This is a genomic window from Dyadobacter ginsengisoli DSM 21015, from assembly GCF_059568735.1.
The window spans coordinates 348,854-370,673 of record NZ_JCANTY010000006.1 but is presented as its reverse complement, the minus strand read 5'-3'; the positions used below and the strand labels follow the sequence as shown (position 1 = coordinate 370,673).

The following is a 21,820-nucleotide window of genomic DNA, read 5'->3' as shown; positions in this document are numbered from 1 at the left end:
CTATTCGACACCCGAGAACATATTTTACGATGCTCGATCCCAATAGGCTTAGCAACCTGAAAACTCTACAAAGAACCTTCGATAACAATTTTGGCCAGCGTTGTCATTTCCAATAAAAATACTTCTATGCGTAAATAAAGCAATATTTTTACACCCTTGGGCATCCAAATCAGGTAATCAAATTTACAGTTGTTCGGAATAGTAATAATCACTAATATTCGATTTGCACCCTCGATTACTTGACGATTCATGGTCCCGGAAACAACCCTTCCAGAAGTGGTTCCGACTGAAAATATTCCTGTTTGCCGTGTGGGTATGCCATCTGCCGCGCCCAGAGAAGATCGTTTATCACAACAGGCAGGAGATTTTTTCAGTGGACTTTTCAGCATCAACGAATGGCCTGCCCGCTGGCACTGCGGCTCGTGGTCGGATTTTCACGGATGGCTTTATATCGTTTCTGATATTCTTATCTGGGCTGCTTACTTTCTGATTCCCGTCTTCCTGATCCGGTTTACACTGAAAAGAAAGGATTTCCCATTCCCCAAAACGATCTGGCTTTTCGGTGCCTTTATCTTGCTCTGTGGAACCACGCACCTCATCGACGCCGTGATCTTCTGGCTGCCGGTATACCGTTTCAGCGCGCTCGTACGGTTCGCAACGGCCATCATTTCGCTCACCACGGTTTACTACCTTTTCAAAGTCCTTCCCAATGTACTGCTGCTCAGATCTGTGTATGACCTGCAAAAGGAGATCGACGAACGCACAGCGGTGGAAGATAAACTGGCTGAAAGCGAATTCCTCCTCTCCGCTGCGGGAAATGTCGGGAAGCTGGGTGGCTGGGAATTTGATACTACCACGAAGCAATTCAAATGGACAGCCACCTGTGGCAATATCTTCGAAACCGATGAGTCGGAGATCAGATACCAGCAGGACTTGTTGCGTTTCTTTCCCGAACCCTATCAGCTTATCATCCGGGCTGCATTGCGTGACTCCCTGGAATGCGGTAACACATGGGATCATGAATTGCAGCTACTCACGCGGAACGGAGTAAAAAAATGGGTGCGGTTCTCCGCCACACCGCTTTCAAACACCGGTGGACAGATCAATAAGGTTCGCGGTATTATTATGGATATCGACAAGTACAAAACACTGGAAATCAACCTGGTCAAGTCCATCGATCAGATGGCTCAAAAAAATAACCAACTTCAGAGCTTTACACATATCCTGTCGCATAACCTCCGCAACCATTCCGGCAACATTGCACTTCTGACTGAATTCGTTGATGAATCGACACTGAACAAGGACAACGACGAAATTTTTCAGAAGATCAAAACCGTTTCGAAATACCTTAGCGGAACACTCGACGACCTTTCTCAGGTTATCAAGATCCGGGACAACCATCTGAAGGGTGAGAAATTGGATATCAGGGAGGTAACCAACCAGGTACTGAGCGTGCTGGACGAGAGTCTTCACAAAAACGAGGCGCGCGTTGAGATAGATTTCGACGAAAAAACAATCTTTTTCCCCCGCATCTACCTTGAAAGTATCCTGCTGAACCTGATTACCAACGGCATCAAGTACAAAAAAGACCATCAGCATCCTTGCATTAAACTACGGTTTTACCGGGACCGGGCGGGCTTAAAAGTGCTCGAATACGGCGACCAGGGAAAAGGGCTCGACCTTTCGCTCCATGCGGGTAAAATCTTCGGGCTGTACAACACCTTCCATAAACACGAAGATGCTCACGGTGTGGGACTATTTTTGATAAAAAATCAGATTGAAGCTCAGGGCGGGAAAATCGAGGTATTCAGCGAAGTCGGTACCGGCATTACTTTTAAAATCACTTTTAACGAAAATGCTTGAAATACTCTGCATCGTCGACGACGACAAAATCTTCACGTTCCTGCTAAGAAAAATTATTGAAAAGGCCTGCATAGCCCGGAAAATCATCTTTTTTGAAAACGGCCAGGATGCCATAGAATATCTGGTCCGGCACAAAGAAGATACCATGAAGTTACCGCAGCTCATCCTGCTCGACATTAATATGCCTATTCTGGATGGCTGGCAGTTCCTGCATGAATATGGAAAACTGGAAACAGCGGTAGCTGATCTGATCAAAATCTGCGTGATGAGCTCCTCGGCCGAAGAAGATGATTATAATCGCGCCATGCATTCCGGGTACGTGATGGATTACCTGCAAAAACCATTGCAGGTCCCGTTACTTCGCGAAATAACAGATCGTGTACTCACGTTTCATAGTTCAAAATAACACGCTACCTACTATTTTTATCGTCATAATCAAAATTACGTCACCCTGCCGTTCCGTATCCTGATAGCGCCTCTGGACTGGGGACTGGGACATGCTACCCGCTGTATCCCTGTCGTCCGTTATCTCCTTGAAAAAGGACATACCGTCGTTGTCGCAGCATCCGGACCGGCGGGCGCGTTACTGAAAAGCAATTTTCCGGAATTGGATGTCCTGCCTTTACCCGGGTATGAAATAACTTACAGCCGTAGCGGACGGACTTTCACCGCCAGAATTCTGGCTCAAATCCCCAAAATATTGAGTGCGATCCGTCGTGAACGACGATGGCTCACCGATGAACATGCGCGCCGGTCATTCGATCTCGTCATTTCCGACAACCGCTACGGACTAAAAATCCCTGGCGTTTACAGCGTGATCATGACCCATCAATTACAAATCAGGACCGGCTTCGGGCAGGTTTCAGATCTTGCTCTGAGGAAACTGCATTACCGGCAATTGGAAAAATTCGATGAATGCTGGGTCGTCGATTATGCAGGTGCGGGCGCATTGGGCGGAACATTGTCGCACCCTAACCGCCTGCCTGCCAATGCGCGCTACGTGGGTATGCTTTCCCAGTTACAGCGGCATTTCGGGCGTTCGTCGGGGCAGGAACACGAGATCCTGATCTTGCTTTCCGGACCGGAGCCCATGCGCGGAATGCTTGAAGAGATAATTATTTCGCAGGTCGCACGCATTTCCGGATATCAATTCCGCTTTGTTGCGGGTCATCCCGCGGGGCATGTGCCATTGGGCCTGCCCGCGCACATCAGCTACCACACGCACCTGAATGCGGGCCAACTGGCAGACGCGTTGGACAAAGCGCAACTGGTGATATGCAGAAGCGGCTACTCGACACTGATGGACCTCGCTACATTTGGAAAAAAAGCATTGCTGATCCCTACTCCCGGGCAATCGGAACAGGAGTACCTGGCGGAGCATTTGCAGGCGGAAGGCTTGTTTCTTAGCCGCAGGCAAGACGCATTCAATCTGGAACTGGATATCCCCGCATCATTCCGGTATCCGGGGTTTCTCCGACCGGTTCACGATGACCCGATGGAACTCATCAAACCTGCGGTTGACGACATACTTGACAAACTGAGAAAGTAGTTCCCGGACAAACCGGGAACTACTTTTCGGATTCATCACGCCGGTACCTGACCTTTTCTATGATCCCTTAATACATTGAACATCTGTAATATTACTGATAAGACAATCAGTATCAACCCAAGGTAAAAGGCCCAGTTGAGCTCCTTATTTTCATGATAAATAAGAATAGCCAACGCTATCGTATACACCGGCTCGAGGTTCAGGCTGAGATTGACCGTAAATGCGGAAATACGATTGAGCGCCTGAGTCTGCAGCATATATAGCACTACCGTACAGAAGAACGACAACAGCAACAGGTAACCCCAATCGGACCAGGAAGGCATCAGCGTGGCCACGGGAAAGAAATGGAAATAAGCCGGCATCAGCGGCGTGAGGCTCAGCGCTCCGCCGATCATGGAATATACCGTCACCGTTTCGCTTCGAAATGAATGCGCCAGCCGCTCATTGGTGATCATATACAGCGACCCGATGGCCGAGGAAACGACACCCAATGCGATACCGGTCCGGTAGCGCGAATCAAAACTAAAAATCAATGCAATACCAGCCAGCGTGAGCATGCTCAACAGTATTTCTGAAAGCACGAATCGCTTCCGGTTGATCAGTGGCGAAAAGATCGCCGTAAAGAACCCGGCCAGCGAGAAACACACTACCCCTACCGAGATATTGGAATACTTGATATTGCCGTAAAAGAAAATCCAATGCAGGCCAAGCAGCAAGCCCGCCAACGAAATGCGTCTGAACTCGGTAAGTGATACGCGTGGGAGTTTTTGGGTCAGCATGAGAATAATCACCATCAAAATACCGGCTAGCCACATCCGGTACCAGGCCAGCAAGCCTTCGTTAAGGGTGATCAGTTTTCCGAAAATACCGGTAAACCCGGCGAGTATAATTGCTATATGTAGCTTGATGAAAGCTTTTTTCATTGTTATGGTCGTTCAAATAATTGATAAATGGACATCGGGCATTCGATGTGACCGGTTCGGCGTAATGGCATACACCGGCTCATGGAATCCCTGGCGGGTTCCGGCCAAACAACCTTTGAACTAAGGAAACTGCAATAGCAAGTCTACTTCCTGCACAAACAGAAAGCACCTGATTTGACTCCGGTTGTTAAGCCCGACTGGCTACCGGAGGGGGAAGGATATTGCGGAAGAACTGGTTATCGTACATTGCTTTTTGAAAATTACCTGCACAAAGATAGGCGGATTGCTCCGGATTTGCCACACATAACCTCTTTCCGTCGATTTGAAATGTCGCTCGTCGATTCGGTGTTGAGTCCTCTGTTCCGGGACGATACATTTGCTGCACTACCAAATGGAACAAGTATCATGAAAAAGCTGATGTTTCTGCTAATGTTGTCCTGCACTTCGACATTGTACGCGCAAAGTCCCGTGGGCAACTGGAAAATTGTTTCGCACCTGGGCACATTCGAAGGCAAAACGTTCGATTCCCATGTGGCTTTACTTACGCATCGCCCCTGCGCAGCCAAGATCGTTTACCGCATTACGGAAGACGGCAATTACCGTCTGGATGCATCTGCCTCCGGTTGTGACGAGGCTTACAAAAATATCCAGCAACGGCTCTGGGCCAAAACCAAATGGAAACTGAACGGCAACAAAATTTCGACCTCCGCCACCAACTTCGCAGTTTCCAACGATTATACCGTCAGTTTTTCCGGCAACCGCATGACATGGAAAAATGAATATGATGTTATTATCTATCAGCGGCTCGAATAACCGAGGTGATACCATTTGCCCGCACTATTTTCATTGTACGATCTTTGCATTTTTTTGACTTTATTTTACATTTGTATAAAGAACAAAACTGCTGCGATCGAATTTGGGCCGAATTTTATCATTCCTGCTTTTCGGGCTTCTGCTTTACAACATGATAGGCTACCCCATAGTGTATCTGTTGGAAGAAAAGTATGTGGCTACCGGGGCAGGACCGGACTATATCGAACGTAGTTCCTATTCGAAGGACATTGTCGTGAAGGTGCCTGTATCGCTGCCCTACCAGGTAAGCTGGTCGCACCCGGAACCCTCGGAAGGAAAAATCGAGCACAAGGGAGAATATTATCAGATCAGGGCAAAGCAACTCGTCAGCGATACCATGTACGTGTATTGCGAGTACGACCAGAATGCCCGCGACCGGTTTGCGGAGCTCGCCGAGCACATCCTTGACGAGACGACCAGGACTCCTTCCGGAGACCACTCCCGATTGCTCAAAAACTTCATGAAAGAATTTATGACTTCATCTCAGAAGCATATTTTCTTTGTGATGGAATGGCTCGAAACAACACCATCAGCAACAGACCAATACAGTGACCCGGTTTCTCAAACCAGTCTCAGCACACCAGCCCCGCCTCCCGAAGGAGCCTTGCTCTCTTAATTAGTTCAAAAAACTGCCCGGCGCAACCTGTTAAAATAACAGGACCGCCGCGGCGTAAGCATCCCTTTCCACCCATCAGGAACATTTTACCAAGACTCTTATGAAAGTCATCATATACTTACAATTCGCCCTGTTACTTACACTTTGCGCCACTCAAAACACATTTGCCCAGGGCTGCGTCGCCATTCGTGGTACCGGTAGCGCGTGTATGCTTGCCCATGCCGACAGCTCCGATCACCAGCAATGGGTATTCAGCACCAGCGCCCGGTATTTCAAATCGTTCCGCCACTTTTCGGGACCCGACGAAAACAAGGAGCGGCTCGTCCAGCACACCGAAGTGATCAACCATACCGCTTCTCTGGACCTCAACCTGACCCGTATCCTGAACGATCGCTGGTCCATTATGATAGATCTGCCCATTATTTCCAATACAAGGTCATCGCTTTATGAGCACGGGCTGGTCAATGGCGCCAACAAGTTCAATGAGCGCCACAGCATGCATTCCTTTGGTATCGGCGACCTCCGCATTGCAGCCTATCGTTGGCTGTTCGACCCTCGTAAAAGCATGCGGGGCAATATCCAGGTTGGCTTGGGCATCAAGCTGCCTACCGGCGACTACAAGTATGAAGACTATTGGTACAATGTAGGCCCCAATGGCACCAAGGAGCTTCGTACCGTGGATCAGTCGATCCAGCTTGGCGATGGTGGTACCGGTGTTACCGTCGAACTGAACACCTATTACAATCTCTTTCACAATTTCGGGGTGTATGGTAACTTCTTCTATCTCCTGAACCCGAGGGAACAGAACGGCGTCCGCACCTATCGTGAAACATTGACGCCCCGTCTGGCCAACGAAGCCATTATGAGCGTCCCCGACCAGTACATGGCCCGTGGCGGGTTCAGCTACTCGCTCAATACACTGGCCCACGGCCTGTCCATTGCCGCAGGCGCGCGCCTGGAAGGTATTCCCGTTCACGACATTGTTGGCGGAAGCGGCGATTTCCGTCGCCCGGGTTATGTATGGAGTGTTGAGCCGGGTATTAATTACTCAGGTAAAAAGTTCAGCTTCTTTGTGACGGCCCCGGTTGCTTTCATTCGAAACCGCACCCAGAGTGTTACCGACAAAGAGAACTCTGTTAAAACCAATACATTCGTCCGTGGCGACGCTGCATTTGCCGACTACTCGGTGAATGCCGGTGTATCATTCAAGTTTTGAGGTGAAACAGATTAAATAGTTATTTCAAAACTTGCCCTCCGGCACCACTTTCAATCCCGTATACGCACAGTCGTATGCGGGATTTTTTGCTTGCCAGCCCTCTCCGGATAGTCCAAGAATCTCATCAGTGAGTACTATTTAAACCTGATTGACTGATTCAACGCTATCCTGATCATCATGCAACGAAAACTGACACTCAAATGCATTGCCATTTTCTGCTTTCTAACCTCCTCCGTATTCGCTCAACAACCTGTTAAAGACGGCCAATGGCTCAGTAGCTGGCTGCTCTGCGGTCCCTTTCCACTCTCGAAGTCAAACGATCCCGCCCAGGCCTGGGACCACCTGCCCGGCTATCAGGCCGCATTTCTGGCAAAAGCAGGCGGTGAAGAGAAGCTCTTCCCGAAAGAAGGAGCCAGCATGAAGTCAGGGAAACAATCCTTCCAATGGGTAATGCATCATTCGAAAGATTCCATTATCGACCTGAGGAAGGCACTTTCGGCGGGCTCTCCTCTTTTTGCATATGCCTACACGGAAGTCTACTCACTGCGGAATGAGATCCGTTCGCTAGCCTTAGGTACCAACGATGGCGGCAGCTTGTGGCTTAACGGACAGCTCGTTTGGGATCATCCGTCGGAGAGAGGTTTAAAATCCGACGATGATATCGTTCCTGTCGCTTTACAGAAGGGGGCCAACAAATTGTTGCTGAAAGTGGAACAACGTGGTAATCGCTGGGAGTTTTGCGCCCGTTTTCTGCCATTCAGTGTGGCAAAGCTCGCTAATCAACGCCTTTTCCGTATTGAGCCCAAAGTCAACGGGGAAGCGGTCATTGCATCTGCATACTCGCCGGTTGTACTTCGTGAACTGGTTGGAAAGATGAAATTGTCCGTAAAGAACGAAGTGGGCCAGGAAGTAGCGTCAGAAGAAAAGACAAGAGATTTTACAGGCATCATTGACCTGAAAAGCTTAGATTACCAAAACTACAACGCCTCATTTGACATCCAACTCACCAGCGGCGAAACCATCCGCCTCGATCAGCAGTTCATTTCGGGCAAGAGAGAGGAGTATATCATGTTTAAAGACCGCGCCACCGCTTACCGCATTGCGATCGACGCCAGCGCCTCCGAATCGGAGCGATGGGCCGCGGGTGAGTTGTCGAAATGGCTCAAAGAAGTTAGCGGGGCAGCGTTTCCGGTTCAGGAGCTCGGCACACAGCACAATGGGCCTCAGATCGTGGTAGGTTTCAATGATTTGGTAAAACAAAAAATCAAAATCAATGCACCGCTCGATACCGACGAAGGTTATCGTTACCTGAATGCCGGACAGGACATCCTGATCTTTGGAGGAAAGCAACGCGGATCGATGTACGGTGTGCTGGCGTTCCTCGAAAATGAGCTGGGCTGCCGCTGGTACACGCCGGCCGTCCAGTCGATCCCCACCCGGTCGGAACTGAAATTCACGCGGTTTGCGCACAGCGAACAACCCGGAGTGCGGGTACGCAATGATTTCTATTTCGAGGCATTTGATCCGATATGGGCCACACGTAACAAAATGAACGGCTCCATGAGCACGCCCAAACAACCCGGGGGCATTGAGAGCTATTGGGCCGTGCATACCTTTTACCCCTTGATGCCCCCCGAAGAGTTCTATGGTCAGCATCCCGAATATTACAGCCTGATAAACGGGAAAAGGATACACGATCACGCTCAGTTGTGCCTGAGTAATCCGGATGTGCTGCGGATTATCACCGAACGCATTAAGAAACGGATGCGGGAAAGTCCGGAATATCTGATCTACGACGTTTCGCAAAACGACTGGCATAACCCCTGCGAATGCAGCCAGTGCCAGGCCATTGTCAAACAGGAAGGGACCGAATCGGGCATCATCATCTGGTTTGTGAATCAGGTTGCCGATGCCGTCGCACAGGAGTTCCCCGATAAATTCATCGGGACCCTCGCCTACCAGTATACGCGCAAGCCACCGCTCCACATCCGTCCGAAAAACAATGTCGTCGTCCGTTTATGCAGCATCGAATGCTGTTTTGCCCATGATTTCAAGTCTTGCCCCAAAAACCAGGAATTTCTGGCAGAACTCAACGACTGGTCGGCCCGGGCACCGCATCTTTATATCTGGGATTATGTCGTGAATTTCAGTCATTACGTAATGCCCTATCCCAATTTCAGGGTATTGCAGCCCAACATCCGCACATTCCGCGAAAACAATGCCATCGGGATCATGGAGCAAGCCGCTTACCAGAGCCGCGGCGGAGAATTTGCCGAACTTCGTGCCTATCTCATTGCTAAACTCCTCTGGAACCCGGATTGCGACCAGGAAGCCGTCATCGACGATTTCATGAACGGCTATTATGGACGCGCAGGAAAACTCGTCCGTCAATACTTCGACCTCCTACATAGCCGGTTGACGCCGAACACCCATATTTTCCTCGGCTTGGAACCCGGCGATTCCCTTTTTTCAGACGAATTTGTACATGAAGCTTACCGGATTTTTGAAGAAGCCCGGAAAGTGGCCGGGGATGAAGCCAGCCTGAAACGCGTTGAAATGGCTTCCCTCCCATTACTCTATCTCAAATGCAGAAGAATGCCCGTCGTCGCTAAGTATGACGGAACCTATGACCGCTTCTGCCGGATCGCAGAACGGGAAGAGGTCAAATTCTTTGCCGAGGCCGGCGGCCGGGAAGCATTTCACAGCTGGGTAAAGAACGCCAGATAGCGGACCCAAATGCAAAGCAGGCCGGCACTATTTGGGCGCCGGCCCGCTCTGGCTTACATTCCTCTTATTAGCTCAGATACCACTAATCTGAACGCCCAGGAGCTTGTAAAATTCTTTTAAAATAGCCGGATGCCCTGGCCAGGCCGGGGAAGTTACCAGATTGCCATCCACAACAGCCTGGTCGGCAGGAATGTTTTTCCAGGTTCCCCCAGCCAGCTCAATATCCGGCCCTACGGCCACGTACGCGGTGAGGGTACGCCCCTGCAACACCTTCGCAGCAGTCAGGATCTGAATACCGTGACAGATAGCCGCTACCGGTTTGTCGGCCTCAAAGAAATGCCGGGTAATTTCAAGCACACGCTTGTTCAGCCGTGTATACTCGGGAGCACGCCCGCCTGCAATGTACAATCCATCGTAATCGGCAGGATCCACACTGTCAAAGTCCGCGGTAATGGCGAAGCGGTGACCTTGCGTCTCCTTATAAGTCTGGTCACCCACAAAATCGTGAACGGCCGTCGGTACGGTATCACCTTTCTTCCGCTCGGGCGCCAGGGTATCTACTTCCAGTCCCACCGACAGCATTGCCTGATACGGCACCATGGCCTCATAATCCTCGACATAATCTCCGGCCAGCAACAAAATTTTCTTTGACATAGCGGTTAAAGTTTAGTGATTTAAAAGTTTGTTCTCTCCTCAAAATACGCCAAAAGAACCGTTCTGGTTCCGGCTACATAAAAGTTATCCGGATGATTATCGTCAGGTTTTGCCCGGATACCAAAGCTTCCCGGGAGCAGAATTTTACAAGCCCGAAACCGGCAAACCGCTAGGAACTTTGGCAGGGATAGTCTTTTCGAAAGAATCGTCATTCAATGCATTCAGGAACTCCACAATGCGATCGATATCCTTAAACTTAACTTCCATCTGGTTGATGAGCGTGTCCATCTGATAAACTGCCACATGGGGATTTTCAATTTTCCCTCCGGCGAGGTCTTCGTAAAAAAGGAGTACCTGATCGAGCGTCTTGAACGTCCCGCTATGCATGTACGGACCTGTATAGCGGAGGTTGCGCAACGTCGGCGTGCGAAATCCATAGTTTGGGTTACCACCCGTGTCACTTTCTTTGCGGTTTGGCGTATCGGGCACGCCGAGGGTATGCAGTTTGAAGTCAGAAAACATCGGCCCCGAATGACATTTGGCACATCCGGCTTTCAGGAACAGGTTCATACCTTCCTTTTCGCCGGTCGTGAGGGCACTGCTGTCACCCCGCATATATTGATCAAATCGCGAATTGGTGGCGATCAGCGTTCTTTCGTAGGAAGCAATGGCCTTGGCAAGATTACCGGCATTTATCGGATTGTCCTCGTTCTTGAACGCGGCAGCAAACAATGTACCGTATTCGGGGATTTTGGCCAGTCTGCCCACGACCTCTTCCACTACTTTTTCCTCTTCATACCCGTGTCCGCGCATTTCCTCAAAGGTCTTAACCGGGAAAAGGGCCTGCGCTTCAAGCCCTTTGGCACGCATATCCCAGAACATCGGGGCCGACTCAGGATGATAGGGTTCATCGTTCCGGATGCCATTAAATGCTGCGTTCAGGATGCTCTGCGAATTTCTCTTTACAAATGGAATGTCGTTCGGATCCTGGAAATAACGCTTGGAACCGCGCCCTACACCGTTGACCCCGATAGAGGTTTCCAGAAATTCCGCATAACTGAACTCCGGCTGATGGCATGTGGCGCAGGATACGTCCTTGTTTCCGGACAGGATCGGATCAAAAAAAAGTAAACGTCCGAGCTGTACCTTTTCCGGACTCGTAGGATTATCCACCGGATCGGTTGCATACCGGGGCAATGCCCCCAGGTCGGCGATGGTCTCGGTTTTCGGCTTTTTTTTCGTGCGCGCCGATTGCTGATCAGTTCCGCACGAAGCACACCCCAACGCCAGCATCGCCGATAAAGCATAAACACTTTTCAAAACGCTATACAACTTACACATGACAAAACTACCCACTACTCAACCCCGACTTCCTATTGCTAAGTACGATGCCCAGCGATTTTAACCATTTCAAAAACTGATTTTCGTCATAAACATCCTAAAACAGCTGTAATCAATTCATTACAACGATCTTATTCTTTCAAAAGCACACGGATATCGCGGATCAGGTCGAGCGTCCCCGCGTCGGTAGTACCATCATAGATACCCCGAATGTGCTTATCCTTGTCAACCAGTACAAACTGCCCGCCATGAATGTAGCCGCCCGGCGCCTTAGCATCCTCTCCCGCAGTAACGAGATAGTGCTTCTGTCCTATCTCGTATATCTTGCTTTTCTCTCCGGTCACGAACTGCCACATCCGATTGCTCACGCCCAGATCATCGGAATATTCCTTTAAAACAGCCGGCGTGTCATGCTGAGGATCAATAGAATGGGATAAGATCTTCACATCGGAATGGTCTTTAAAAACGTCGTACACTTTGAGCATATTCTTTTTCATGACCGGGCAGATGGTAGGGCAAGTCGTGAAGAAAAAGTCCGCGACGTAGATTTTGTCCTTGAAATCCTGCTCAGTGACGGTTTGGTTGTCCTGGTTCGTAAAAGTAAATTCCGGGATGACCGGGGGAATGGTTTCCTCGACCGTTTTGCCGTCGACCGTTTTCACGACCGTCTCCGGTTCGCCCAGGTAAGGTAGTTTTCGCTGCTCGCAAGCCAACAATGCCTGGATCAGTACTGCTGTCAGAATTAGATTTTTCATGATGGATTAATGTATTATAATAGACTAAGGATTTAATAGTCAGCCAGCAGCAACGCCGCTGGCTGATCAGAATTGCAGATACTAGAACAGCCATCCGAGCTGTACCAACATCCGCTCTTTGGCAACGACATGCCCGGAAGCGCTTTCCTGCGCAACAGGCTTCTGCCCGCTGGCGCCCAGCATCCAACGGTTAGCAAACAAATTGATACCTAGCGTCGCGTTCAGAAGCTTGCCCCCTGTTTCGTTCAACACCTCGCCGTGCTGCCGCCCGTGTGCCGACTGCTCCGCGTACAAACCCACATTCGGAGTGAGCGTCAGCTTCCCTAACCGGAAAGACCGGTAAAGATCCATCGTTCCATACCATTGGTTACCAAATCGGTACGCCTGCGAATTGGTCGTATTGAACTTCCGCGAGACATTCATCGCCAACCCCCAGTCGCTGTGGTTCACGGTGTAGAATGCTTGCAGGATGAAATCGGTACTGCCTGTACCCGGCTGGAAATTGGCATTGGCTACCTGCAAAACATCATCTTCATCGAACTTGAACCGGCCGGTCGGCAACTTCACACCTCCGCCAACCAGCAGCGTATGAGTGAATGCTACCGATGTTTCTTTGTCCATGAGCGAGTTAATGATATTGTAACTCGCCAGGACCGTCACATCTCCCAGCCCGTTCTGCTTTTTCGTATCGGCGGTAGTTTGCTGGCGATCGATGCGGTAGGGCACAAAAGCCATTACCTGCACACGTTTGACTGGAAAAAACCGTCCGTACAGTTCGGTAACATGGAATGTTTCCTCGGTCCGCAGCACTTTACTATCGGGATGCGTCACGAAATGCAGGCGCTGGTGCCGGATGCCGATCAGCGATTTGTGTGATTGCGGCATGAGACCGAAATAAGAGCCGCTGTTGGCACACCCGCAAATGTCACAGGCGGACGCCGCGCGGGCGAGGCCGGTAAGGATTATCAGATACAAATATGTTCTTTTCATTTTTTTAGATTTTGTCAGATCAGAAAGCATTGCCGACGCCCGGGTCTGACAGCTTTTCGTTACGGATAAACTGTTCATCGGAAAGGGAATGCAGGAATGCGATCAACGATCGTTTTTCCATATCCGATAATGCGATACCGGGCCGGCCATTGGCCTGCATCAGCAACGGGTCGAGCGTTCCGGATTTCCGGATGCTGTCGGTGTAATGATCCATGACCTCTTCCAAAGTATGGTACCGCCCGTCGTGCATGTACGGGGCCGTCAGCGCCACATTGCGAAGGCTGGGGACCTTGAATTTGTATTCATCACTCGGCTGTCCGGTGATCGCAAACCGTCCCCGATCGTCATTCCGCTGCGGCACGAGGCCATTGTTCCGGAAACTGAAATCCGTGAAAAGCTCTCCCTCGTGGCAGGAGGCACATTTGCTCCGGAAAATCGACAGCCCTTCCAGTTCTTGCGCATTCAGCGCATTCGCATCCCCCATTTTGAAATAATCATAGCGCGAAGCCGCCGAAACCATCGTAATCATAAACTGCGACAGTGCTTTCATCATCCGCTCGCCATTGATATCCTCCGTCCCGAAAGCCGCTTTAAACATTTCGGGATAGCTGATCGGCTTACCGGCAGTCTTCCGCAGCTTTTCGAGCACATTACCCACTTTCTCATCCATTTCCACCGGATTTTCGATCGGATTGAAGGGCAGCAGGTCGAGATCATGCACGCCTCCGTCCCAAAAAAAGGAGGTATTCCAGGCCATGTTCTGGACGGCCGGTGAATTACGTACGCCCAACTTATCCTCCACTCCGTGGCTCAGTTCGTGTCCGTGATGCGTGAATGCGGCCTGCTGCTGGTGGCAGGTCCCACAGCCAACCACGTTGGTCCTGGACAGAATACCGTCGTAAAACAGGAAGCGTCCCAGCCTGACCCCTTCTTCGGTCAGTGGGTTCCGGCTCATATCATACACCGGATCTGGGAAATGTGCCGGTTTTTTCCAGGTTATGGCGGTTGGGCCGGCGCGATCGTCCGGGACAGGCAAATTGCCCGGACGCTTGCAGGAAGCGCCCATCTGGCATATTGTTAGTCCCCATATTGACAGCATTAAGAATCTGTTCATACTCGATCAATGAATATGGTCCAGTGAGAACATATGGGCATAGTTATTCGCAATTTCCTGCGATTTTACCGGCTGCCCGCCCATGATGCTGTTAGATTCCGAAATTTTGGCCCGTGTCCCCGGCCCGTCGAACATTTTCAGGATATCGACGAGCAGATGCACCTCCGGTGTTTTGGAAGCATTCACGGAGGCTTTCAGTTCTCCGAAATCCACGCGGACAGCCCGGGTATTGTTGACGGTGCGCTGCGAATACCCTCCAAACAAACCAATGTGATAGTAGAACTTGCCGTTTACCGGGTTGCCCTGTGATGACGTGCCTTCGAGCTTCACGAAAATGTACCCCGAGTTCCACGACCAGTACATGCCGTCTTCCATCATCGAACCCGACGGATCGAGCACCCCTTTGCGTTTTTCAATGGGAGCGGTACTGCGCAGGCTGTCGACTCCGACCATAAACTCCACGCTTTTGTAATCCCCAAACGGTATGTTGTTAAGCGTTACAAACTGGGAAGCTTTGGTATCCTCCCGGATCAGAAAATAGCTGGAATCCTGAGGCACGACAAAGCTGCTGCCGTCGGATTTGATGAGTTTAATATTGGAAACAAAGTAGTTAAACTTGGTCACTACAAAATCCTCATTAGCCGCATTGCGATAGGTGACGCTGTTCATCACCAGGTTTTTATCTCCAACCACATTATCGAACTCGACGCGCAACTTCCCACTCCCGGAAGGATCGGGAAGCGAATCAGGGTTACCCGATGACCCGGAACAAGCACCGAGCGCGACAACAGACAATACAGCAACCAGGACGGCATAGCCGAAGGAAAAAATATTTTTCATCAGTAAAAAATAAGGACAGTACAGCCTTGGACCATTACGGCCGGCCGATCTGAAAATGAATAAATGGACATGATTACCTCCCGCAAGGAAGGTCAGAACTGAAAAAAGCCGGGTCAGGCCAGCGGGGGATGAAAAATATCTTCGGCTACGATACGCGCCAGAAATGGAGAAGAATAATCAAACGTAATGTCAGCCGGAACCTCAAAATGCTCAGGCACCTTCAAAGAGAACGGCTTCCGGTTATCCATGACCTGGTACAGAAACTGGGCCATGGAGGTCTGTTCGGCGCGGCGCTCTTCCTGCTTTTTAGCATCGGCCACGTTTTTTGCGAGATAGCACACACCACCGCAGACGGTGATCGGGTTATCGCGGTTTACGCACAGGTTGGCGATGATGTACTCCTTTCTCAGCTCAAAATCCAGGTATAACAACGGAATCACCCATGCTTTTACGAGCATCAGGACCATGAGGCTCATGGCTATCCATTGTTTGCTAAAATTTTTCAAGAACCGGGATCCGGATTACGATGATTTGTAGAGACTACAAATGTAGTATCCGATCGCCCGGATAGCAAACAAAATGGATGCAGTTGCCGGAAAAAGCCTTTCCTAAACCGGCTTGAAAAAAATTTCAGGAAAATAATGGTTTTTATTTTGTACCAATTAGTAAAGTATTACATTTGCATTATCAAAAAGCAATCACAATGGCGGGCAGACCTAAAATATACGACGAAACGGCAATCCTGGACAAGGCGGTGGATGTCTTTTGGGAGAAAGGATATGCTAATGCGACCGCCGACGACCTCCTGGCTGCGATGGGCATTGGAAAAGGCAGTTTTTACTTCGCATTCAAAGGCGGAAAAGAGGAATTGTTCCGGAAGTCGATGGAGCGGGTCGTTGAGCTGAACTTCCGGTCGCTCCGCGAGGCGTTGGACTCCTGCGATGATCCGGTGCAGTTCATCAGGGATTTTTTCATATCGCTCTCCGGCAACGAATCGCCGATCGGCAATAAAGGCTGCTACTTTGGCAATGCATTGATCCAGGTTTCGGCGAACGATTCAGGCCTGAAACTGATCGCAGCTCAATACCTGCATTTGCTGGAAGAAATTTTCGCGGAAGCGGTGCAAAAAGGGAAAGACCTGGGCCTGCTGACTACGAAAGAGTCAGCCGCAACGCTGGGCGCATATCTCGTGAATCTATGGAACGGCATCAATGTTACCCGCCGAATAGAAACGGATCAGCAGAAACTTGCACAGCTTGTCCGGATGAATCTGAAAATTTTATACTAAATTTTTTTAATCAATTATGTACTAAACAGTACAGTTTAATATTAACCATTTATCAATTTAAAACTCTGAAATATCATGAAACGCAAAGCAACAGCCGTATGGAATGGTGACATCAAAACCGGAGCAGGACACATCACCACAGGAAGCACCGTTTTGAACAAAACACAATATTCGTTTAACAGCCGCTTTGCCGACGGCATCGGTACCAACCCCGAAGAATTGCTGGCCGCTGCCCATGCCGGCTGTTTTACCATGAAACTGGATCTCGACCTCACACAGGCCGGCTACACGGTGGATGCATTAGAAACCCAGTCGGTAGTAACCCTCGACAATGGTAAAATCACCCGTTCGGAACTGTCGTTGCAGGCCAAGGTGCAGGGCATCAGCGAGGAGGAATTCCAGATTATCGCGAAAGAAGCCGAAAAAACCTGTCCGGTAAGCCAGGCTTTCAACTTCGAAATCCTTCTGAATGCGACCCTGGTGTAACCACCCCATCTCATCAGCAAGCGAGGCATCCGGTTTAGCGCCGGATGCTTTTTTGTTTTTTGGCAAAAGCCTCCCAAGCCTGTTCCTTCCCGAACAAGACTTGTACGAAACCGAACATTTCAACGATATTGGCATTATTTAAATTACTGAAAAACAGACTGTTATAATTCTGGCATTTATTTTGGACATAACAGGAATACCTGTGCTATTCCTGACCCAAAATCTGCTCATATGTTTAAGAACTACATAAAAATCGCCTGGCGTAACCTTTGGAAAAGCAAGACGTTCTCGACCATCAATATCGTGGGCCTGGCAGTCGGCATAGCGGGTTCGCTGCTCATCATTTTTCACATCAAACATGAGCTGAGCTACGACAAGGGTTTCAGCAAAGCCGACCGCATTTATCGCGTCACGTACGAAAGCAAAGGTGCAGATTCCCGTCACTGGGCGGCCACTGCGCCAATGCTGGGTCCATCACTGCAACGCGGGTTCCCCCAGGTAGAGCAGATGGTCCGTTTCCACAGATTATTTCCCTATCAGCTATTCAGCTACGCCGGCCCTCAGGGCGATGTGAAGCGGTTTGAAGAGAAGGGCGGTTTTTTCGCCAATGAAGCGGTCATTGACGTTTTTGATTTGCCGTTCGTAAGCGGTAACGCAGCATCGGCTTTGTCGGAAGCTAACACGATGATCATCACGGAAGCAATGGCCCAAAAGTATTTCGGAAAGGCTGATCCGGTGGGCAAGATCATCCAGGACGACCGCAGGAAGCTCGCCCTAAAAGTAACGGGCGTCGTAAAGGAGTTTGATTTTCCGAGCCACCTGCAATTCGACTATCTCGTCTCTATGCCCACCATCGACAGCTATATTGACAAGGAATCCATGGAAAAAGTCGGCTGGTCGGGATTCTACACTTATGTAATGCTGCGGAAAGACGCTTCCCCCGGGCAACTTGAAGCGAGCCTACCCTCTTTCGCGACCCGCTTTTACGCCCCTTCGGGTGAATCGGCACAGGAAATACTTGCAACACGTCAGCTGCATTTGCAACCGATCCGGGACATACACCTGCATTCGAAGCTGGAAAAGGAGATGTTTCCGAACAGCGACATTACTTATGTCTACATTTTTTCCGTTGCCGCGCTGTTCATATTACTCGTTGGAACCGTAAATTTCATCAATATTTCCACTGCGCTCGCGTTCAACCGTATGAAGGAAATCGGTTTACGAAAGGTGGTAGGCGCTACCCGTCCGCAGCTCATCCGGCAGTTTTTGGGCGAATCGTTCCTGGTTACCCTCCTGGCGACCGGCCTGGCTGTATTGCTCTTCAAATTAAGTATCCCTTTTTACGCCAATCTGGCGTCGGACGGCTTTGTATTCTCCGAGATATTCACTTTACCAAACATTTCCATCGTCGCATTGCTGGTCGTGCTCATCGCGCTATTCGCGGGATTGTATCCCGCGTGGTTCGTAGCGCGGTTCAATCCGGTGGTTTCTTTGAAAGGCAAAAGACTTGCGGGTCCGGCTGTCAATATAGTGCGGAAGGGGCTGATCGTATTTCAGTTTACCGTCTCGGTATTCATGATCTTTGGCACCATCATCGTGTATCGCCAGATGCAGCTTTTCCATAACCAGGATCTTGGATTTGACAAGGACCAGATCATAGCCGTCACCATGTATGACCAGATGTGGGAAAAATATGGGGTACTGATGAACGAAATGACCCGGAATAAAGCGATCAGCGGCTTCTCGGTCACGTCCACACTGCCCGGCGAGCGCTTCGGTAATTACAGCGCTTCCCCACTCCACCGCCCCGACCGGAAAGAGGTGCCTGACAACGCACGTATGCTGTGGGCCGATGAGAAAATGCTGGCTACATTGGGAATACCTCTGAAAGAAGGAAGGGATTTTCGCAACCAGTTTCCGAAAATTGAAAACCCTGAGTTCATTCTCAATGAAGCTGCCGTAAAAATGTATGGGTTCAAAAATCCGGTGGGCGAAGCATTTGTGGCGGACGCCGATACAGGCACGGTCGTGGGGGTGGTCAAAGACTTTAATTTTGCATCCCTGCATTCAGCCGTCGAACCGCTGGTGATCCAGTACAACCCTTACCGGGCCAATTATCTGATGGTGAAAGTTAAAGGTGACGCATTAACCGAAACAATCCGGTTCCTGGAAGGCCAGGTACATCATCTTTCTCCTTCGAGCAAATTCACTTACTCGTTTATCGACGAAAATCTCGAAAAACTATACACGTCGGAAAACCGTATGAGCCAGGTTTTCAATGGGTTCTCGGTATTGACAATCTTTATTTCGTGCCTGGGTCTTTTCGGCTTGTCGGCTTACTCGGCAAAACTCCGGATCAAGGAGGTAGGTGTGCGGAAAGTATTGGGCGCGTCGGTAAGCAGCGTTACGGTACTGCTTTCAAGAGACTTTGTCATACTGGTGGCAATAGCGATCGCCATATCGTTGCCGCTGGCATGGTGGACAATGGAGCAATGGCTTAATTCTTTCGCCTACCGCATTACTATCGGCTATGAAACCTTTCTTTTCGCAGGACTGTCGGCATTGTTGCTGGCCGTGGTTACGATTAGCTTCCAGGCCGTCAAAACAGCCCTTCTCAACCCCGTCAAGAATCTGAGAGCGGACTAGCCACCGTTCCATTCCCACTATTTCCAATTCGTTTGAAAGAATTTCTCAAAAGTTTTTCAAGTTTTGAAGAGTTAGTAAATAAACATTTACTTATATTTGAGGTGTAGTTTTAAATGCAACGATTATGAGACCCAAAAGCATAGAAAAAGAGGAAGCCATCCGCAAAATCGCCTTGCAGATCATCGCCAGAGAGGGATTGGAAAATCTGAGTATGCAAAAACTGGCGAAAGCAGCGAATATTTCACCCCGGACGATTTACATCAAATATGAAAACAAGGAAGACCTCCTCATCCGGCTGTTCATCGAAGAAGTATTGGGTAACTATGAAAAAGCAGTGCTCCATGATTTCACACCGGAAATGGGTTTCGCAGAAGGTGTCAGGAAGATTTGGGCGAATGTCTTCAGCTATCTGACCGGCAACCGGGAGGCGTTTGCATTGATCCGCTACGGACAATCTTCGCCTCTTCTCAACAAAGCGTACCAAAAAGCGAACATCCGCGAAGGGCAGTTTTTTGTGCCGGTGCATAATTTCCTGCAACGGCATATGGAAGCCGGTACAATCCGGCAGTTCCCGATCGACGTACACCGGGCGTTGCTATTCTCACCTTTGCTGGATCTGGTGAATGAATATTTCGATCACCTCGACCGGCCGCAGCAAATCATCACGGATCCTGTCTTCTCCGATTGCTGCGATGTCATTATTAACGGACTTTCAAAGTAGATCAACAAACCAAAAATGATTGTTATGAATGCGATACAAGACAAAAGGATCGCTATTATAGGTGGTGGCCCGGGCGGGCTTACCCTCGCCAGATTATTGCAGCTAAAGGGTGCCGAAGTAACCGTTTACGACCGCGACTATGGACGTGATACGCGCGTGCAAGGCGCCACGCTGGATTTGCATGTTGATTCTGGTTTGCTCGCATTAACGGAGGCCGGGTTAATGGAAGCATTTCAAACACATTACCGCCCTGGTGCGGACACACTCCGGATCTATGACCGGCAGGCGAAGCTCATACTCGATGAAAATGGGTACGATGATCTGGACAGCACCCGCCCGGAGATCGACCGCGGCCCGCTAAGAAAGTTATTGCTGGACTCGCTCCGCGAAGGCACGGTCGTTTGGGACAGTCATTTCGTGTCGATGGATCGGCAGGATGACGACACCTGGCTGTTGGCATTCCGCAACGGAACGACGGCCGCGGCAGATCTGGTAATCGGAGCCGACGGCGCGAACTCACGGATCCGCCCCTACATCACACCGGTCAGGGCCACTTATTCGGGCGTAACCATTGTGGAAGGTGCCGTTAGCGATTCGGCGAACACAATGCCGGACCTCCATGCCATGCTGAATGGTGGGAAGATATTCGCAATCGGTGACAGCAAGACGCTGATCGTTAGCTCAAAAGGTGACGGAAGCCTGGTATTTTATACGGGTTGCAAGACGACAGAAGAATGGGTACGGGAAAGCGGCATCGATTTCAGTGACAAATCACAGGTTATCAGGTGGTTTCAAAAAGAATTCGCAGGCTGGGACCCCGTATGGTCCGCAATGCTTGAAAAAGCCGAACCCGTTTTTACTCCCAGACCCCAATACTACATGCCTATGGATCAAAACTGGGAATCGCTGGCCGACCTGACAATGCTCGGTGATGCCGCGCACGTCATGCCGCCTTACGCGGGAGAAGGGGTGAATATGGCTATGCTCGATGCATTGGAACTGAGTAAAGCTCTTACCGACCCGGCTTTTGAGGACACCCGGTCCGCCATCGGGGCCTACGAGCGTGGCATGCGGGAGCGGGCATCGGAAGTTACTGAAATGACACTCACGTCAACCGCCGCATTGCACTCTTCCCGGGCGCTTACATTTCTGCTCGATGTATTGAATCCCGAATAGGCTTGCCTCGGAGTGCAGGAGAGAGAATGGCCCAAAGTTTATAGAAACCTTGCCGATAGCAGG

General features: G+C 50.0%; 20 protein-coding genes. 12 read left to right on the top strand and 8 right to left on the bottom strand.

Features of this window, described 5'->3' with window-relative positions; genetic code table 11:
• Positions 1-249: 249 nt before the first annotated feature.
• From BP71_RS23310 to BP71_RS23300, 3 genes are all read left to right on the top strand, one after another.
• Positions 250-1,863, top strand: coding sequence for a sensor histidine kinase (locus BP71_RS23310; RefSeq protein WP_496383711.1), 1,614 nt, complete (start codon positions 250-252; stop codon positions 1,861-1,863).
• Positions 1,856-2,269 carry a response regulator gene (locus tag BP71_RS23305; protein WP_496383709.1) on the top strand — a complete coding sequence of 138 codons (414 nt, stop codon included), beginning with the start codon at positions 1,856-1,858 and terminating at the stop codon, positions 2,267-2,269. Before BP71_RS23310 ends, BP71_RS23305 begins: the two co-directional genes overlap by 8 nt.
• 294 nt (positions 2,270-2,563) lie before the next feature.
• Positions 2,564-3,412 (top strand): glycosyltransferase, encoded by an 849-nt coding sequence (locus BP71_RS23300; protein WP_496383707.1) that lies wholly within the window; start codon positions 2,564-2,566, stop codon positions 3,410-3,412.
• 35 nt (positions 3,413-3,447) lie between these two features.
• On the opposite strand, the gene BP71_RS23295 is transcribed toward BP71_RS23300, so the two are convergent.
• A complete protein-coding gene (locus tag BP71_RS23295) occupies positions 3,448-4,335 on the bottom strand; it encodes a DMT family transporter (RefSeq protein ID WP_496383705.1) in 888 nt (295 codons plus the stop codon).
• A 405-nt stretch (positions 4,336-4,740) separates the two neighbouring features.
• Here BP71_RS23295 and BP71_RS23290 point away from each other — a divergent pair, with 405 nt between their 5' ends.
• The 4 genes from BP71_RS23290 (at position 4,741) to BP71_RS23275 (ending at position 9,746) form a co-directional block, all read left to right on the top strand.
• Positions 4,741-5,148: a lipocalin-like domain-containing protein gene (locus BP71_RS23290; RefSeq protein WP_496383703.1), complete on the top strand. Its 408-nt coding sequence runs from the start codon at positions 4,741-4,743 to the stop codon at positions 5,146-5,148.
• A gap of 103 nt (positions 5,149-5,251) precedes the next feature.
• The gene (locus tag BP71_RS23285; RefSeq protein ID WP_496383701.1) at positions 5,252-5,803 is read left to right on the top strand and encodes a hypothetical protein; all 552 of its coding nucleotides are present in this window, start codon (positions 5,252-5,254) and stop codon (positions 5,801-5,803) included.
• Between the two features lie 100 nt (positions 5,804-5,903).
• A complete protein-coding gene (locus tag BP71_RS23280) occupies positions 5,904-7,019 on the top strand; it encodes a hypothetical protein (protein ID WP_496383699.1) in 1,116 nt (371 codons plus the stop codon).
• Between the two features lie 177 nt (positions 7,020-7,196).
• Entirely contained in the window at positions 7,197-9,746 is a 2,550-nt protein-coding gene (locus BP71_RS23275; protein WP_496383697.1) for a glycoside hydrolase family 20 protein, read from the top strand.
• 72 nt (positions 9,747-9,818) lie between these two features.
• Here the strand turns inward: BP71_RS23275 and BP71_RS23270 are convergent, their stop codons facing one another.
• The 7 genes from BP71_RS23270 to BP71_RS23240 form a co-directional block, all read right to left on the bottom strand.
• Entirely contained in the window at positions 9,819-10,400 is a 582-nt protein-coding gene (locus BP71_RS23270) for a DJ-1/PfpI family protein (protein ID WP_496383695.1), read from the bottom strand.
• Between the two features lie 144 nt (positions 10,401-10,544).
• A complete protein-coding gene (locus tag BP71_RS23265) occupies positions 10,545-11,720 on the bottom strand; it encodes a cytochrome-c peroxidase (protein WP_496383693.1) in 1,176 nt (391 codons plus the stop codon).
• Between the two features lie 152 nt (positions 11,721-11,872).
• Positions 11,873-12,496 carry an SCO family protein gene (locus tag BP71_RS23260; protein WP_496383691.1) on the bottom strand — a complete coding sequence of 208 codons (624 nt, stop codon included), beginning with the start codon at positions 12,494-12,496 and terminating at the stop codon, positions 11,873-11,875.
• An 81-nt stretch (positions 12,497-12,577) separates the two neighbouring features.
• Complete coding sequence (locus tag BP71_RS23255) at positions 12,578-13,486, bottom strand: transporter family protein (protein WP_496383689.1); 909 nt, start codon at positions 13,484-13,486, stop codon at positions 12,578-12,580.
• 19 nt (positions 13,487-13,505) lie between these two features.
• The gene (locus tag BP71_RS23250; protein ID WP_496383687.1) at positions 13,506-14,600 is read right to left on the bottom strand and encodes a cytochrome-c peroxidase; all 1,095 of its coding nucleotides are present in this window, start codon (positions 14,598-14,600) and stop codon (positions 13,506-13,508) included.
• A gap of 6 nt (positions 14,601-14,606) precedes the next feature.
• Positions 14,607-15,440, bottom strand: coding sequence for an MbnP family protein (locus BP71_RS23245; RefSeq protein ID WP_496383685.1), 834 nt, complete (start codon positions 15,438-15,440; stop codon positions 14,607-14,609).
• A 113-nt stretch (positions 15,441-15,553) separates the two neighbouring features.
• Entirely contained in the window at positions 15,554-15,916 is a 363-nt protein-coding gene (locus BP71_RS23240) for a hypothetical protein (protein WP_496383683.1), read from the bottom strand.
• 227 nt (positions 15,917-16,143) lie between these two features.
• Between BP71_RS23240 and BP71_RS23235 the strand changes: the two genes are divergently transcribed.
• The 5 genes from BP71_RS23235 to BP71_RS23215 all read left to right on the top strand — a co-directional run bounded on the left by BP71_RS23235 (position 16,144) and on the right by BP71_RS23215 (position 21,757).
• Complete coding sequence (locus tag BP71_RS23235; protein ID WP_496383681.1) at positions 16,144-16,728, top strand: TetR/AcrR family transcriptional regulator; 585 nt, start codon at positions 16,144-16,146, stop codon at positions 16,726-16,728.
• Positions 16,729-16,803: 75 nt separating this feature from the next.
• Positions 16,804-17,214: an OsmC family peroxiredoxin gene (locus tag BP71_RS23230; RefSeq protein ID WP_496383679.1), complete on the top strand. Its 411-nt coding sequence runs from the start codon at positions 16,804-16,806 to the stop codon at positions 17,212-17,214.
• 231 nt (positions 17,215-17,445) lie between these two features.
• Positions 17,446-19,860, top strand: a complete 2,415-nt coding sequence (locus tag BP71_RS23225; RefSeq protein ID WP_496383677.1) for an FtsX-like permease family protein — start codon at positions 17,446-17,448, stop codon at positions 19,858-19,860.
• A 124-nt stretch (positions 19,861-19,984) separates the two neighbouring features.
• Positions 19,985-20,581: a TetR/AcrR family transcriptional regulator gene (locus tag BP71_RS23220; RefSeq protein WP_496383675.1), complete on the top strand. Its 597-nt coding sequence runs from the start codon at positions 19,985-19,987 to the stop codon at positions 20,579-20,581.
• Positions 20,582-20,605: 24 nt separating this feature from the next.
• Complete coding sequence (locus BP71_RS23215) at positions 20,606-21,757, top strand: FAD-dependent oxidoreductase (protein WP_496383673.1); 1,152 nt, start codon at positions 20,606-20,608, stop codon at positions 21,755-21,757.
• Positions 21,758-21,820 lie beyond the last annotated feature (63 nt).

Coding starts and splice junctions, on each gene's coding strand:
- BP71_RS23270 (WP_496383695.1), bottom strand. CDS start 10,400: ATGTCAAAGAAAATTTTGTTGCTGGCCGGAGATTATGTCGAGGATTAT.
- BP71_RS23275 (WP_496383697.1), top strand. CDS start 7,197: ATGCAACGAAAACTGACACTCAAATGCATTGCCATTTTCTGCTTTCTA.
- BP71_RS23290 (WP_496383703.1), top strand. CDS start 4,741: ATGAAAAAGCTGATGTTTCTGCTAATGTTGTCCTGCACTTCGACATTG.
- BP71_RS23305 (WP_496383709.1), top strand. CDS start 1,856: ATGCTTGAAATACTCTGCATCGTCGACGACGACAAAATCTTCACGTTC.
- BP71_RS23255 (WP_496383689.1), bottom strand. CDS start 13,486: ATGAAAAGAACATATTTGTATCTGATAATCCTTACCGGCCTCGCCCGC.
- BP71_RS23280 (WP_496383699.1), top strand. CDS start 5,904: ATGAAAGTCATCATATACTTACAATTCGCCCTGTTACTTACACTTTGC.
- BP71_RS23240 (WP_496383683.1), bottom strand. CDS start 15,916: ATGAGCCTCATGGTCCTGATGCTCGTAAAAGCATGGGTGATTCCGTTG.
- BP71_RS23310 (WP_496383711.1), top strand. CDS start 250: ATGGTCCCGGAAACAACCCTTCCAGAAGTGGTTCCGACTGAAAATATT.
- BP71_RS23260 (WP_496383691.1), bottom strand. CDS start 12,496: ATGAAAAATCTAATTCTGACAGCAGTACTGATCCAGGCATTGTTGGCT.
- BP71_RS23215 (WP_496383673.1), top strand. CDS start 20,606: ATGAATGCGATACAAGACAAAAGGATCGCTATTATAGGTGGTGGCCCG.
- BP71_RS23220 (WP_496383675.1), top strand. CDS start 19,985: ATGAGACCCAAAAGCATAGAAAAAGAGGAAGCCATCCGCAAAATCGCC.
- BP71_RS23250 (WP_496383687.1), bottom strand. CDS start 14,600: ATGAACAGATTCTTAATGCTGTCAATATGGGGACTAACAATATGCCAG.
- BP71_RS23225 (WP_496383677.1), top strand. CDS start 17,446: ATGTTTAAGAACTACATAAAAATCGCCTGGCGTAACCTTTGGAAAAGC.
- BP71_RS23245 (WP_496383685.1), bottom strand. CDS start 15,440: ATGAAAAATATTTTTTCCTTCGGCTATGCCGTCCTGGTTGCTGTATTG.
- BP71_RS23230 (WP_496383679.1), top strand. CDS start 16,804: ATGAAACGCAAAGCAACAGCCGTATGGAATGGTGACATCAAAACCGGA.
- BP71_RS23295 (WP_496383705.1), bottom strand. CDS start 4,335: ATGAAAAAAGCTTTCATCAAGCTACATATAGCAATTATACTCGCCGGG.
- BP71_RS23235 (WP_496383681.1), top strand. CDS start 16,144: ATGGCGGGCAGACCTAAAATATACGACGAAACGGCAATCCTGGACAAG.